Source organism: Pseudoxanthomonas indica, assembly GCF_900167565.1.
GTDB classification, from domain to species: domain Bacteria; phylum Pseudomonadota; class Gammaproteobacteria; order Xanthomonadales; family Xanthomonadaceae; genus Pseudoxanthomonas_A; species Pseudoxanthomonas_A indica.
This window is the reverse complement of the sequence record NZ_FUZV01000001.1, coordinates 1020732-1034914: the sequence shown is the minus strand read 5'-3', so window position 1 is coordinate 1034914 and position 14183 is coordinate 1020732. Positions and strand designations below refer to the sequence as shown.

Genomic DNA, 14183 nt, shown 5'->3' with positions numbered 1-14183 from the left:
GCAGCGGCGGTGACCACTCTCGCCTGGGCGCCAGCCATCGGTCCTCTCTCCACCGGCCGCCAGCCTTCTGGGTTTCACCACCGAAACTAAGGAAAGCTGCACCGATGATGCGTACCCCCCCGCTCACGGCCGCTCTTTGGCTTGCCTGTGCCAGTTTGGCGCGGGCGGAAACGCCGATGGACGCCGCCAGTTCCCCGAATGAGTTTGATCGCGTGCAGGTCACCGCCACGCGTGGCGAACGTGTGATCTCCGATGTCCCGAATACGGTCAGCGTCATCGATCGCGAGCAACTGGATGACCGCCTGGTCAGGGACCTGAGAGAACTGGTGCTGTACGAACCAGGTATCTCGGTGACCTCCAGTTTCGGACGCTTCGGCATTGGCGACATCCGCATCCGCGGCCTGGGTGGCAATCGGGTACGTGTCCAGGTTGACGGCATTGCCGTCTCGGACTCCTTCTCAATCGGCAGCTTCTCCAATGCCAACCGCAATTTCGTCGATCTCGATACGTTGAAGCAGGTAGAGATCGTCCGCGGTCCTTCCAGCTCCTTGTATGGATCCGACGCACTGGGCGGCGTGGTGTCTTTCATCACCAAGGATCCCTCCGACTACCTGTCGGATGGAAAGGGCAGCTACTTCGGCCTCAAGCTGGGCTACGACGGCAGCTGGAACGGCTTGTTTGGTGGCGCGACTGCCGCGTTTGGAGGCGAGCGCTGGAGCGGCATGGTCGTGGCGGGCCACCGTCAGGGGCAGGAAACCGAGAACATGGCCGAAGTGGGTGGTACCGGTTCGCTGCGCACCAAGCCAAATCCACAGGAGCGCGATGGCCGAAGCCTGCTGACCAAACTTGTCTACGCGCCACAGCAGGATCAGCGATTCACCCTGACGGTGGAAGGCAACGAAGATGATGCAGACACGAATCTGCTCACGTCGCAGGGCCTGCAGGCGTTGACGGGGGCGAACAACACCTCTGTCACGGCCAGGGATCACCAGAGCCGCGCGCGTGTCTCGCTTGCGCACACCTGGGACAACATGGAGGCAGCCTGGGCCGATCATCTGGACTGGCAGCTGTATCGCCAGGATAGCCAGACGACCCAGTACACCCGGGAAGAGAGGACGCTGCCGCCGCCGACCTTGCGCGACATACGCGAGCGCGAGTTTGACTTCGACCAGCGCATGTATGGCCTGCAGGCCAACCTGCGCAAATCGTTCATGACCGGCAACGCCCAGCATGATCTGTCCTACGGTCTGGACGTTTCCTGGACCGAGACCCAGCAGAAGCGCGACGGCCTGCGGACCTTCCCGTTGACCGGCGTCGAGACGCCGGTGATGGCGCCGGACAACTTCCCGGTGCGCGATTTTCCGATCAGCAAGACCACGGTGGCCGCCCTGTACGTACAGGACGAGATAAGCCTGGTGGACGGACGCCTCCGGCTGGTACCCGGTGTGCGCGTAGACCACTACCGGCTCAATCCGGAACTCGACAACATCTTTGCCGAAGACAATCCGGGCGTTGCGGTGTCCGATTTGAACGAAACCAGCGTCTCGCCGAAGTTCGGTGTGGTGTGGCACTTCAACGACGACTGGTCGCTGTTCGGCAGCTACGCACGGGGCTTCCGTTCACCGCCCTACAACGACGTCAACATCGGCTTCACCAACGTGCAGTTTGGGTACACCGCGATCGCCAACCCGGACCTCAAGCCGGAAACCAGTGACGGTATCGAACTGGGGCTGCGCTATTCCACCGACGCGGTGTATGCCGGGCTGACGGTGTATGGGAACAAGTACAAGGACTTCATCGAGTCGACCGGTTTTGTCGGCTTCAATGCCGAAGGCCTGATGGTGTATCAGTCGCGCAACATTGACGAGGCCAAGATCTATGGCGCCGAGTTCAAGGGAGGCGTCGAGCTGGGCATCTTGTCCGATGCCCTGGCTGGCTGGTCGCTGCAGGCTGCAGCGGCGTGGTCGCGCGGCAAGGACGAGACCAACGACACCTGGCTGGATAGCGTGGACCCCCTGACGGCGACGTTGGGTGTTGCCTATGACCGTGAGCAGTGGGGCGCCGAGCTGGTGGGTCGGTTTGTCAGCCAGAAAGACGAATCCAGTGCAGCGAATGTGTACCAGGCGCCCGGCTACGGCGTGCTCGACCTCTACGCGCACTGGGATTTCGCAGCGGGCGCGAAGCTGAACTTCGGTGTCCTCAATCTGGGTGACCGTCGCTACTTCGAGGCCGGCAACCTGGCCGTCGTGCCGTTGACCACCAGCCGAACACTGGATCGTTACACCGCCCCAGGTCGCACGGTGTCCGCCAGCCTGGCCGTGAGCTGGTAGCCATGAGCCTGCGCGCGCTGCCGACGAGCTGGGAATTGACCGACATCCAGTCGGCAGGCGCGTTGCCCATGCCCCGGCAACTGGCCGAACTGGGCGCCGTGCTTTGTCTTTACCGCGCCGACCATGGAAGCGAGTTGGGCGGTTGGGCGCGTGCAACGCGCGTTGCCGTGCATGCGGGGCTGGACAGCGATGGATTGCGCGAGGCCCTGCACTTTTTCGATGGCCAGGGCCGCTGTTGCTGGCAGGTCTATCTGCTGCCGGACAGTGACTTCCTGGCCTGGGACCGGCTGCTGGCAGGACTTCCGAAAGAGCAGGGAGGCGAAGTTTGCGCGGGCGTGGGTGAGCGCTTGTGGCGACGCCTTGCCGGTCGCCTGCGTGGTGAACAGTGGAGGGCGGCGGTGCTGCACCTGCATGCGGTGCGTCGCGATGACGGGCGTGATGTGTTGGCTGCCAGCCTGGCGTCGCTCTCACATCTGGGGGCGTCCACCGCGCGAGAAATCGCCCGCGCCGAAAGCGCCGAAGGCGAGGCCCTGGCCGATGAATGCTGCTGTGCAAAAGCCGCTTCCCGCGAACCCGTGATATTCAGCGGCGCTGCCTATGCGGACGCCGTCATTCCCTGGAACCAACGACCCGAATGAGGAAACGTATGAACCCGATGCTTCGCCCAACCCTGATGTTGGCCCTGGGCGTGCTGGCCGGACAGGCTGCCGCGCAGGATGCGGGCAGCGCAGACCGGACGCGCGATCACCAATCCATCCTGGCGATGCAAGGCGAGTACCTGGTTGATTTCGCCTTTGATGAAACCGTGTTGCTGCAGCCCGGCTACGAGCGGCATGCGGCGATGCGCAGCGGGGGTGACGAGACGGTCATCGTGGTGGAAGACACGCCCACCCGTATCGTGCTGCAGCACATCCTGGTCGATCCGAAGTCCGGTCACGTCACCAAGCATTGGCGACAGGACTGGACCTACGAGGCGCCGCAACGCTTCGAGTTCACTGCCGATCAAACCTGGACGCGCCGGCAGATTCCCGCGGACGTGACCCGCCATGCATGGACCCAGTGCGTCTACGAAGTCAGCGACGCTCCGCGCTACTGCGGCACCGGACGCTGGGACTACCGCGAAGGCAACGCCACCTGGACCAGCGATCTGAGCTGGCGACCGCTGCCGCGCCGCGAGTACACCCAGCGCAGCGATTACAACGCCATGTCGGTGATCAACCGGCACACGCTGACGCCCGGCGGCTGGACCCACGAACAGTTCAACACCAAGGTATTGCGCAAGCCGGACGGCACACAGGTGGCGCTCGCGCGCGAATTCGGTTTCAACGACTACCAGAAGACGACCGAGACCAACTTCAAGCCGGCCTACGCCTATTGGGAAGCGACCCGGGGTTATTGGGCGAAAGTCCGCTCGCGCTGGGATCGCTTTCTCAGCCACGACACGGGCGTGCACCTGAAAACCAAGATCGACGGCATGGCGATGATCATTCCGCTGTTCACCCAGGCCGGGTCACTGGAAGAAGGCAAGACGGTGGCCGATGCGGATATCGATGCGGTGTTCGCCAAGTGGGTCGTGCCGGCGCCGGCACCGGCGCAGGCAACCGCCGCGAAATAGCCGGGTTTCAGGGGAATGCAGCGGTCGGTCCGGACGATCCGGGCCGACCGCTGCGTGTTGCGATGTCGGTGATCACACGGGGATGCCCGAAGCAGGTGGCGGCGGTGGCGGTGGCGCGGAAGGCGCTTTCGGCGCCTTCGGGGCAGCGGCAGGCGGAGCCGGTGGCGCTGGCGCTGCAGGCGCGGCGCCATGGCTGTATTCGTAGCGCTTGCCATCCTTGTCCACGATGACAACCTGCTTGCCGTGCTGCACCCAACTGGGCGCCGAGGGAGCTGCAGGCGGTGCTGGTATCGCCTTGGGAGCGAGGGCAGGCGGTGCGGGCGGCGCCGCCATCGCGGCCGGAGGTGCAGCAGGTGCGGCAGGGGCTGCGGGCGGCGCCGGCGGCGCGGGCGGCACCGGAATCCGCAGCGGCATGGCGCGGGGAATCTTCACCATCGCGCTGGCTGTCTTGCGATCGCGCAGGTACTCCACTTTGACGCTGCTGTCGGCAGGCCGCCCGCGCAGCGATTCCATCACCTCGCGGGGCGTGTTGACCGGTTTGCCGTCGACGCGCTTGATCACATCGCCCGCTTGCAGGTTGGCCAGGTCTTCGCCGGTGGACAGGACCAGCACCCCGCTGTCGGTGCCGAAATAGCGGCCCAGCTGCGGGTCAATCGAGGACAGGTTGAGCCCGTTCCAGCGGAAGGCCTCGGCCAGGCGCGGCAGCGCCACGCAGTCTTCGCCATCGCAGTCGGACAGTTCGCGCACGCGCATCAGTTCGCGCTGGATTTCCGGGGTGATGGCCAACTCGGCGGAATTGAAATCCATGTCGTCGAAGTTGAAGTCGAAGTTGTAGTCGAATCCGAAGTCCGCGCCGACATCGTTGACGGTTTCGACATTGTTGCCGTCAGGGGACATGACTATCCGGGTCTGCCGCGCGCCCGGACCTGCGCCGTCATCGGTGAACACCATCACCGGTCGTCCGGGTTGCGGCTCGATGCCGACTTTCGTTTCCTGCGGACCACGCCGATAGACCACCGAGACCGGCTTGCCGGCCTGGATTTCGCCCAAGCGCGCGCGCGCACTGGCCAGGCGCTGTTCGGGGTTCTGTCCGGCGATGGCCTTGTCATCGATCTTGATCAGCTGGTCGCCGGCACGCAGCCCGGCGCGGGCGGCGCCACCGTCGGGGGTGACGCCGGTGATGCGCACACCGACTTGCGGGTCAGGGGCCAGCAGCACGCCGAGCATCGGTTTGAGCTCGATGCGCTTGCGCATCGAGGCGATTTCCTCGTCGCGTGAAAGATCGGCCACGCGCTTGGCGGCGCGTTGCAACTCGGCGCGCGCCGAATCCAGCTCCTTGCGTTTGGCGGCGCTGGCAGCGTCGTCCTGGGCCTGCGAGGCGAAAACCAGCCCGGTGGCCAGCGCCAGGGCGGCAATGCTCAGTTGGCGGATGCGGCGTTTCATGCAGACCTCGTGATGAACAATGGGGTGCGTCAGGGAATCAATAGATCTGGGCGACCTGGCCGTCGGCGCGATAACCGTTGGCCGCCATCCAGCGTTGGGTACTTTCCACGCCGGTCAGGCGTTGCAGGGTGGCCACGCGCTCGCGCCACAAGGCAAGGCGCTGGCCGGCATCCAGGTCCGGTTGTGACAGCGCGGCGTCAACGCCGCTTATGCGGTCGTGCAACTCGGCACTGAGCGCCATCGCCGTACCGCTGGACACGCGGTCATCGCGAATCTGCGAAAGCAGTGCTTCCAGCCTTGCCGATTCGGCATACAGATCCTCTTGCGAAGGTGATGTTGGTTGCTGGCTCGCGACAGCCGTTGGCGGGTTGGCGTCCGCTCCTGCGGGAATTGCGCCTTCCTTATCCATGGATGTGGCGTCGGCTGAAACGGTCGCAGCCAGTTGAATGCTGGCCAGTGATGGGTCGGTGCTGGGCGCGTGCGCGGATTCGCCGGCAGTTGGTGCGGACCGATCCTTGCTGACCGGTGCAACAGGTTGAGTGGCCGGCTCGGTCGCGGCGATAACCGAGGCTGTCGTGGCAGGTTGGACAGCGGGCGGCGGCGTCATCGACGGTGGCGGCGCCACGTTCGTCGTGGGCGGTTGGCTGGCCACGACATCCGGTGCGGACGGCGCCTGCTGCTGGGTCTTCCACGGCGCAACCAGCAGCAGCGCCAGCGATGCCGCCAGCGCGGCCGGCACCCACAGGCGGGCAGGCGAACGGCGACGCGGCAAATGCGCGGCAACGCGATTCCAACCGCCTTCGGGCGGCGATTCCAGGGGCAGCGCGGCCAGCGCCCGACCCCAATCTTCCTCCGGCGCGGAGGCGACCTCGGGTAGATGTGCATCAGGCATGGGAAGGTTCCTCGATTTGCAGCAGCGTGCGCAGGCGGCGGGTGCCGCGGGCGAGCTGGGATTTGGAAAAACTGGGGGTGCGTTGCATCAGCCGCGCGATTTCCTCGTGCGTGTAGCCTTCGGCGTGATACAGCCAGATTACGCTGCGCGTGGCGGCCGGCAACGCGGACAGGGCGCGCTGCAGCAGCGCGGCGTCAGCGGCGGCGGGCGGCAGACTGCCGTGGTCCTGCGGTAGATCGTCTTCGTCCATGGCGATTTCCATGTCGAAGCGACGGTTGCGGCGCAGGCGCATCAGCGCTTCGTTGACGGCGATTTGCCGCAGCCAACCCCAGAAAGGACTGCCACCGCGAAATTCGCCGATATGGTGGAACAACTTCAACATGGTGTCCTGCACCACGTCCGAGGCTTCTTCGCGGTCGCCGCAGATGCGCAGAGCCAGGGTGAACACCGGCCGCTCGAACCAGCGGTAGATCTGCTCGAACGCGTCCTGCCGCCCCGCGCGGGCGCGGGTCAGGAGGGTGTCCGGCACATCGATGGCAAAGCTGGATACGGGTGGCATACATCCCTTCCAGATGCGGGGGATGGCGAAAGGGTTGCATGGGAAGGGCAGGTTTCCGGCGGTCGCCTCCCGGCCACGCCTATAATCGGCCCAAACCTACAGGGAGAGTGATATGTCCGGCGGCACGATTCTCGCGTTCATCCTGGCCCTCGTCTTTTTGTTCGTCTTCTTCAAGATGGTCCGGATCGTCCCGCAGGGCTACGAGTGGACAGTGGAGCGGTTTGGACGCTACACCCATACGCTGTCGCCGGGGCTGCACCTGCTGTTTCCCTTCATCCAGGCGGTGGGCCGCAAGGTCAATGTGATGGAGCAGGTGCTGGAGGTACCCAGCCAGGATGTGATCACCAAGGACAACGCCGTGGTGAAGGTGGATGGGGTGGTGTTCTTCCAGGTGCTGGATGCCGCCAAGGCGGCTTATGAAGTGGCCAACCTGGAACAGGCCAGCGTCGCCCTGGTGCAGACCAATATCCGCACGGTCATCGGTTCCATGGACCTGGACGAATCATTGAGCCAGCGCGAGACCATCAACGCCAAGCTGCTTGGCGTGGTCGACCACGCTACCAGCCCGTGGGGCGTCAAGGTCAATCGCATCGAGATCAAGGACATCCAGCCGCCGCGCGACCTGGTGGATGCGATGGCCAGGCAGATGAAGGCCGAGCGCGACAAGCGCGCCTCGATCCTGGAAGCCGAAGGCATGCGCCAGTCCGAGATCCTGCGCGCCGAGGGCGAGAAGCAGGCCGCCATCCTGGAAGCCGAAGGCAAGCGCGAAGCAGCCTATCGCGAAGCCGAGGCGCGCGAACGCCTGGCCGAGGCCGAAGCCAAGGCGACCACGCTGGTGTCCGAGGCCATCGCCAAGGGTGATGTGCAGGCCATCAATTACTTTGTCGCGCAGAAATATGTGGAGGCGTTCCGCGAGCTGGCCACCGCGCCGAACCAGAAGTTCGTGCTGATGCCGATGGAGGCCAGCGGCATCATCGGTTCGATCGGCGGCATCGCCCAGCTGGCCAAGGAGGCGCTGGAACGCACGCCGGCGCAACCGCCGCGGGTGCCGCCGCGGACGGGAGGCTGAGATGCGCTGGGATGTGGTCACCTGGGCGGCGATTGCGCTGGTGCTGATGGCGGCCGAGACGATGGTGCCGGGCGCCTTCCTGTTCTGGATGGGCATCGCGGCGGCGCTGGTCACGCTGGTGTTGCTGGTGGCGCCCGGCTTGTCGCTGCTGGCGCAGGTCGTGCTGTTCGTGGTCTTGAGCATCATCGCCGTGCTCGCCTACCGCAAGTGGTTTCGCAAGCGCGAACGGCCCAGCGATCAACCGCTGCTCAACCGGCGCGCCGATCAGCTGGTCGGGCAGGTGCTGGAGCTGGAACAGGCCATCGTCGATGGCCGCGGCCGGGTCAAGGTGGGCGACGCGTTCTGGTCGGTGAGCGGTCCGGATCTGCCGTCAGGCCGGCGTGTGCGGGTGGTCGCGGTCGACGGGATGACCTTGAAGGTCCAGGAGAGTTGAATGTGCCGAATCATGGGCCTGGCGTTGTGTCTGTGGCCGATGAGCGCATGGGCCGGTGACCTGGTCGGCCAGATCGTGCCGCCTTATCCCGCCGGGCTGCATGACATCGGTGGCAGCTGCATGACCCTGACACCGGGATATGCACACGTCTGCGACTACTCGGTCGGAGTGTTGGCCGACGCCGCCAACGATGACGACATCGATCAGACCCTCAGCCCGGTCATCCGCTGGCTGGTGGTGGGACGGATGGTGGGGCGCGATGGCACCCAGGCGCGCTGGTTGATCACCGATACGGTGGCCTATCCGAAAACCGAAGCGGGTTTCCACCTGCAGATGGGCAGTTGTCGCCTGGCCGGTCGCGAAGACGACCGGGTGATCGCCGTGGTGCGCGATGACGACGCGGGCGAGTTGCTGACTGACGTCCACTGGGCGCGGCGGGTGGAACTGCCGGTGGGCAAGTTCACCGAGCTGGATCCACGCGCCGTGGATTGCCTCAACGAGGCGTACCTGGGTCTGTAGGCCCCGGCGCGCGAGCACCCCATCTGGGATAATGGCCTTCTTTGCCCGGGAGGCGCGCATGACCAGCAAGACCATCCTCAACGAAACCCACCGCGCCCAGGGCGCGAAGATGGTCGACTTTGGCGGCTGGGACATGCCGATCCACTACGGCTCGCAGATCGAGGAGCACCACCAGGTGCGTCGCGACGCCGGCATGTTCGACGTCAGCCACATGACCGTGGTGGATCTGCACGGCGAGCGCGTCCGTGCGTTTCTGCGCCATCTGCTCGCCAATTCCGTGGACAAGCTCAAGGCCCGGGGCAAGGCGCTCTACTCGTGCATGCTCGACGCCAACGGCGGCGTCATCGATGACCTGATTGTCTATTTCATGGACGAGTCGTTCTTCCGGCTGGTGGTCAATGCGGCCACCCGCGACAAGGATCTGGCCTGGATCCAGCAGCAGGCGCAGGCGTTTGGCGTGCAGGTGAAAGAGCGCCCGGAGTTCGCGATGGTCGCGGTGCAGGGCCCGAGCGCGCGTCAGCGCGTGGTGGGCCTGTTGCGTGCCGAAGACCGTGCCGCCGCGGAGAAGGTGGGTCGGTTCGCGGCCGTGGAAGTCCAGAGCGCGGACGGCATTCCGTTGTTCCTGGCTCGCACCGGGTACACCGGCGAGGACGGCTTCGAAATCGTGCTGCCCGAGCAGAATGCGGTGACCTTCTGGAACGCATTGGCGCAGGCCGGGGTCAAGCCCGCTGGCCTGGGCGCGCGCGACACCCTGCGCCTGGAAGCGGGCATGAATCTTTACGGCCAGGACATGGACGAGTCGGTGTCGCCTTACGAAGCCGCGCTGGCCTGGACGGTCGCGCTGGATGCGGAACGCGACTTCATCGGACGCGGCGTGCTGGAGCAGCAGAAGGCCGATGGCGCACCGCGGCAGATGATTGCCCTGGTGATGGACGAGAAGGGCGTGCTGCGCCACGGGCAGAAGGTACTGACTGACCAGGGCGAAGGCGAAATCCTGTCCGGTACTTTCTCGCCCACGCTGGGCAAGGCCATCGCCTTCGCACGTGTGCCGACCGGCGCGCCGGGCGCGGTGCGCGTGGACATCCGCGGCAAGGAAGTGCCGGTGCGTGTGGTCAAGTTCCCCTTCGTACGCGACGGCCAGGCGCAGCCCGGCGTGCTGGAAGATTGAACGTTACCCGCTAAACTAGTGCCCATCCCGACCCACAGCCCCTTATCCGGAGCAGCCAACATGAGCGAGATTCCTGGCGATCTCAAATTCCTGAAGTCCCACGAATGGGCCCGCGTCGAAAACAGCGGCCGCGTCACGGTTGGCATTTCCGACCATGCGCAGGGTCTGCTGGGCGACCTGGTCTATGTCGAACTGCCCAACGTGGGCGACCGTGTCGAAGCCGGCAACGCCAGCGCGGTGGTGGAATCGGTCAAGGCCGCTTCCGACGTCTACAGCCCGGTGACTGGCAAGGTTGTCGAGGTCAACTCGGCGCTGGCCGACAAGCCCGAGACCATCAATGAAGACGCCTACGGCGAGGGCTGGATTTTTGTGGTCGAGGCCGAAGAGCCGGACCAGCTCAACGAATTGCTGGCGCCCGACGACTATGCCCAGCTGCTGGAAGACGAAGACCACTGAGTCTTTGCAGCGAGTGCACACCCAGGCCGGCCGCTTTCAGCGGCCGGCTTTTTTTTTGCCGGGGGCGTTCCCCGGTGCAGCGTAGGCAAACCGTTCGTCGGCATGCCAGCGTGCTCGAGCAGGCAAACATCGCCGCGGGCTTGAAGTTCGTCGACGACGTGCAAGTGGCGTTCCAGGGTGGCGTAATCGGATTTCGCCGACGGCGACCATGCGAAGGATCTTCCATCGAAGATGGTGGCGATCCGGGTGTCGACAACCCGCGCGTTACTGCTTCGCGGATCCGCTTTGAAGTGTTTCGACAGCGCCGAACGACGTCGCGAACTGCGAAAAAGTTTGCGCAGTTCGGTGCAATTGGGTGCTTGCGACACCCCATTCCGACCCGTCGCGAGAAACTTTTTTTTACCCCGAATAGGAACTCCTAACTGCCGTCGTCGGCATTCGACGGTCGCCACGCGCAAGTCGCACGGACGGCCGACGACGGCAGAGTGCAAAAAAAAATCGCGGTTTTTCCCGCGTTTTTTTCTCATCGTGATCGTGGACGACGGATTGGAAGACGCCAGGCATGCGCCCAAGGCGGCTTGGATGCGGCAACCGGTACGGGGCTCCCGCGAAGGCGACCCCAAAATATTTTTCGCAAAGGTGTTGACACGTCCAAAAAGCGTGATTAGGTTTCGCGCAGCAGACAGTTGCTGCGGAAGCGAGTGAGTCGGATCAATACGACAGCGCGAGTGACAATCAGGCCCATCGTCTTAGCCCGGAGCGCGGCGGACGCAGGCATCGCTTCCCCAGAAGAAACGTCCCAGATTTCCTTTTCGGCACCCGCGGCGCTGGTCGACGCGGGTGCTTTCGTATTTGTAGGGGGCCGCAAAAGAAAGGCCCCCACAAAGAAATCCGTTTCAACGCGCCTGGCGCGTCGACGGTTGCCTGCGGGTCCGACTCCCGCGGCTGATTTTGCAACTGGGCCTGCCCTAGGGCAGAGGTGTCGTACCCCGATTTACCTAATCCAAGTTCACTGACGAGGAGCCATCCCATGGCAACGAAGAAAGCCGCTAAGAAACCTGCCAAGAAGGCCGCCAAGAAGGCGACCAAGAAAGCAGCCGCCAAGAAGACCGTGAAGAAGACCGCCAAGAAGGCCGCCAAGAAGGCGACCAAGAAGGCAGCCGCCAAGAAGACCGTGAAGAAGGCAGCGAAGAAGGTTGCGAAGAAGGCAACCAAGAAGGCCGCCAAGAAGGTCGCTAAGAAAGCCACCAAGAAGGTTGCCAAGAAGGCCGCCAAGAAGGGCGTGAAGAAGGCTGCGAAGAAGGTTGCCCGCAAGCCCGCCAAGAAGGCCGCAAAGAAGGCTGCCAAGAAGACCGTGAAGAAGGCTGCCAAGAAGGCTGCCAAGAAGCCGGCCAAGAAGGCTGCGAAGAAGGCCGCCAAGAAGCCTGCCCGCAAGTCCAAGAAGAAAGCGGCTCCGGTCGCGCTGCCGGCAACCCCGGCTCCGCTGATCTAAGCCAAACCCCGATTAGCCGTATCCATCAGACTCTTCCCCCGTGCCCAGCGGGGGGAGAGTTTTTTTTCGCCCGGGTCTAAGCTGGCGCATCGTTGTTCGGAGCCGATAGATGAAATTTCTGAAGTGGACGTTGGCCTTGCTGGCCCTGCTGGGTGTGGTGTTGGTGGGCGGCAGCCTGGTCCTGCCGGCAGACACCCGGGTGGAGCGCAGCGTGCTGATTGAGCGCCCGACGGCGGAGGTGTTCGCCACGTTGAACTCGTTCCGTCGGTTCAACGAATGGTCGCCCTGGTTCGGGGCTGACCCGCAGGCAAAGTACGAGTACACCGGCCCGGCCGAAGGCGTGGGCGCGGGCATGCAATGGTCGGGCAATCGCGCGGTCGGCAGCGGCAGCCAGAAAATCCTGGAGAGCCAGCCCAACCAGAAGATCGTGGTGGCGTTGGACTTCGGCGGTTCGGCGGCGACCGCCACCTATCTGCTGAGCCCGGAAGGGAGCGGCACCCGCGTTACGTGGCGCTTCGAGACCCGGCACGGCTACAACCCGCTCAATCGTTGGATGGGGCTGCTATTCGAGAAGATGATCGGCGGCGACTTCGAGCGTGGCCTGGGCTCGCTCAAGCATCTGCTTGAGCGACCGTCTTCTTGATAGGCGAGGGTATTCGACGCCTCGCACGGGCGACGCGTCGATTTCGCTAGCGCGGCGAAGCCGTCGCTTGGCTCGCGGCGGTGCCGCTGTCGTTGGCCGGCTGCGGCGAATCGGCCATCAGCAGGTCGCTGGTGTCCAACGGCGTATCCAGCCACTGCTGCGGCGGCAAGCCCATGGCCTGGTCCAGGATCGTCGGCAGTAGACCAGAAGGCGCGGCGCTGTCGCTGTTCCAGAGGATGGCGATGCCCAGGTCGCGCTCGGGCAGCAGTGCGACCATGCCGCGATAGCCCTGCACGGCACCGGCGTGGAAGATCACCGGATGGCGCGAATAGTCGAACACACGCCAACCCAGCGCATAGCTGGCTGAGTAGATGCGATCACGGCGCCAGCCGGCACGCATCTCGCCCGGCGTGGACACCAGCGGCGCATGCAATGTGGCCAGCATGGGAGCCGGCAGGACGTCGGGGCGATGGCCCGTTTGTGCGACCAGCCATTGCGCCATGTCGCTGATGCTGGCATTGACGCCGGCGGCAGGCGCCAGGCGGTAATAGGTGGGCTTGGGCATCATCGCCACCCAGCCATTGCGGCTGCGCACATGCGGACGCGCCCAACGCGCGCTGTTCTCGATGCCGGCCAATCCCAGGCTGGCGTCGTTCATGCCCAGCGGCTTGAAGATGCGCCGGTCCACGGCTTGTTCGTAGAAGCCACCGGTGGAGGCGAACACGACATCGCCGAACAGGCTGAAAGCGACGTTCTGGTAGGCATAGCACTGGCCCGGCAGGCAGGTCATCGGCGCAGAGGACAGCTTCTGCGCAACCGTGTAGTAGTCGGCATTGCCTTCGATATCGCGATCGAAGGCGTTATGGGCACGCAGGCCGACGCGATGACTCAACAGGTCAGCCACGGTCACGCGCTGGGTGGCGGCCGGATCACTCAGATGGAAGTTGGGTACGTAATCGGCCACCTTGCTGTCCCAACGCAGCGAGCCGTCGTTGACCAGCAGACCCGCCAGCGTGCCGGCAAACGCCTTGGACAACGAGGCCAGGCGGAACACGGTGTGCGAGTCGATGGCCTGCGGTGCACTGACATCGGTGACGCCGTAGCCCTTGGCGGTCAACACCTTGCCGTTGTGGACGATGGCCAGCGCCATGCCCGGGATGCGTTCGCCCAAGGTCAGCTGCTGGGCCATCATTTCAAAGCGCGCGACATCGAAGCCGGGCGCCAATGCGGTGGCCGCAGTGGCCATGCCGGTGCTGCTTGTGGTCGAGGCTGCGGCCAGTGCATGCACGTTGGCGACCTGGCCATGGATCTCGCCGGTGCTGGGAGGCGTCTGTGCGGTGGACACCAGGGTCAGCGGGATCAGCAGCCCAAGCAGTCCGAACCGGAGCGGGCCCAATTGCCGCCGAGACACCTTCTTCTTCATCGAACTGATCGCCTGCTTTGCACGTGCTGGGGCGATGATAAGTCCGCAATCCCCAATGCACAAATGGCAGGAAGATCCGCGCGCATGTCGTTCATCTAGTTCAAGATCGACGTGCGCGTGGTCCCAGTTTGCCGGCGAGGA

14 protein-coding genes are annotated in these 14183 nt (G+C 64.5%); 10 read left to right on the top strand and 4 right to left on the bottom strand.

Features of this window, described 5'->3' with window-relative positions; all coding sequences use genetic code 11:
• The first annotated feature begins 104 nt into the window (after window positions 1-104).
• From B5X78_RS04980 to B5X78_RS04970, 3 genes are read left to right on the top strand one after another with little or no spacing between them, the layout of a single operon-like run.
• Window positions 105-2330 (top strand): TonB-dependent hemoglobin/transferrin/lactoferrin family receptor, encoded by a 2226-nt coding sequence (locus B5X78_RS04980; protein ID WP_079723343.1) that lies wholly within the window; start codon window positions 105-107, stop codon window positions 2328-2330.
• Between the two features lie 2 nt (window positions 2331-2332).
• Complete coding sequence (locus B5X78_RS04975; RefSeq protein ID WP_079723342.1) at window positions 2333-2968, top strand: hypothetical protein; 636 nt, start codon at window positions 2333-2335, stop codon at window positions 2966-2968.
• Between the two features lie 35 nt (window positions 2969-3003).
• Window positions 3004-3945 (top strand): DUF6607 family protein, encoded by a 942-nt coding sequence (locus tag B5X78_RS04970; protein WP_176140831.1) that lies wholly within the window; start codon window positions 3004-3006, stop codon window positions 3943-3945.
• A gap of 72 nt (window positions 3946-4017) precedes the next feature.
• Here B5X78_RS04970 and B5X78_RS04965 read toward each other — a convergent pair whose 3' ends face one another.
• The 3 genes from B5X78_RS04965 to B5X78_RS04955 are packed head-to-tail and all read right to left on the bottom strand — an operon-like array spanning window position 4018 to window position 6839.
• Window positions 4018-5388: a PDZ domain-containing protein gene (locus B5X78_RS04965; RefSeq protein WP_079723341.1), complete on the bottom strand. Its 1371-nt coding sequence runs from the start codon at window positions 5386-5388 to the stop codon at window positions 4018-4020.
• A gap of 37 nt (window positions 5389-5425) precedes the next feature.
• Entirely contained in the window at window positions 5426-6280 is an 855-nt protein-coding gene (locus B5X78_RS04960) for a hypothetical protein (RefSeq protein WP_079723340.1), read from the bottom strand.
• Window positions 6273-6839 carry an RNA polymerase sigma factor gene (locus tag B5X78_RS04955; protein ID WP_079723339.1) on the bottom strand — a complete coding sequence of 189 codons (567 nt, stop codon included), beginning with the start codon at window positions 6837-6839 and terminating at the stop codon, window positions 6273-6275. Before B5X78_RS04955 ends, B5X78_RS04960 begins: the two co-directional genes overlap by 8 nt.
• Before the next feature lie 112 nt (window positions 6840-6951).
• On the opposite strand from B5X78_RS04955, the gene B5X78_RS04950 reads away from it, so the two are divergent.
• The 7 genes from B5X78_RS04950 to B5X78_RS04920 all read left to right on the top strand — a co-directional run bounded on the left by B5X78_RS04950 (window position 6952) and on the right by B5X78_RS04920 (window position 12619).
• On the top strand, window positions 6952-7908 hold the full coding sequence (locus B5X78_RS04950) for an SPFH domain-containing protein (protein WP_079723338.1): 957 nt from the start codon (window positions 6952-6954) through the stop codon (window positions 7906-7908).
• Window position 7909: 1 nt separating this feature from the next.
• A complete protein-coding gene (locus B5X78_RS04945) occupies window positions 7910-8341 on the top strand; it encodes an NfeD family protein (protein WP_079723337.1) in 432 nt (143 codons plus the stop codon).
• Window positions 8342-8860, top strand: coding sequence for a hypothetical protein (locus B5X78_RS04940; RefSeq protein WP_139381409.1), 519 nt, complete (start codon window positions 8342-8344; stop codon window positions 8858-8860).
• A 58-nt stretch (window positions 8861-8918) separates the two neighbouring features.
• Window positions 8919-10028, top strand: coding sequence for a glycine cleavage system aminomethyltransferase GcvT (gene gcvT, locus B5X78_RS04935; protein WP_079723335.1), 1110 nt, complete (start codon window positions 8919-8921; stop codon window positions 10026-10028).
• Between the two features lie 60 nt (window positions 10029-10088).
• Window positions 10089-10484, top strand: coding sequence for a glycine cleavage system protein GcvH (gcvH, locus tag B5X78_RS04930; protein WP_079723334.1), 396 nt, complete (start codon window positions 10089-10091; stop codon window positions 10482-10484).
• A gap of 1030 nt (window positions 10485-11514) precedes the next feature.
• Window positions 11515-11976 (top strand): hypothetical protein, encoded by a 462-nt coding sequence (locus B5X78_RS04925; RefSeq protein WP_079723333.1) that lies wholly within the window; start codon window positions 11515-11517, stop codon window positions 11974-11976.
• Window positions 11977-12085: 109 nt separating this feature from the next.
• Window positions 12086-12619: an SRPBCC family protein gene (locus B5X78_RS04920; RefSeq protein ID WP_079723332.1), complete on the top strand. Its 534-nt coding sequence runs from the start codon at window positions 12086-12088 to the stop codon at window positions 12617-12619.
• A gap of 46 nt (window positions 12620-12665) precedes the next feature.
• Here the strand turns inward: B5X78_RS04920 and B5X78_RS04915 are convergent, their stop codons facing one another.
• Entirely contained in the window at window positions 12666-14042 is a 1377-nt protein-coding gene (locus tag B5X78_RS04915; protein ID WP_079723331.1) for a serine hydrolase domain-containing protein, read from the bottom strand.
• Window positions 14043-14183: the final 141 nt, after the last annotated feature.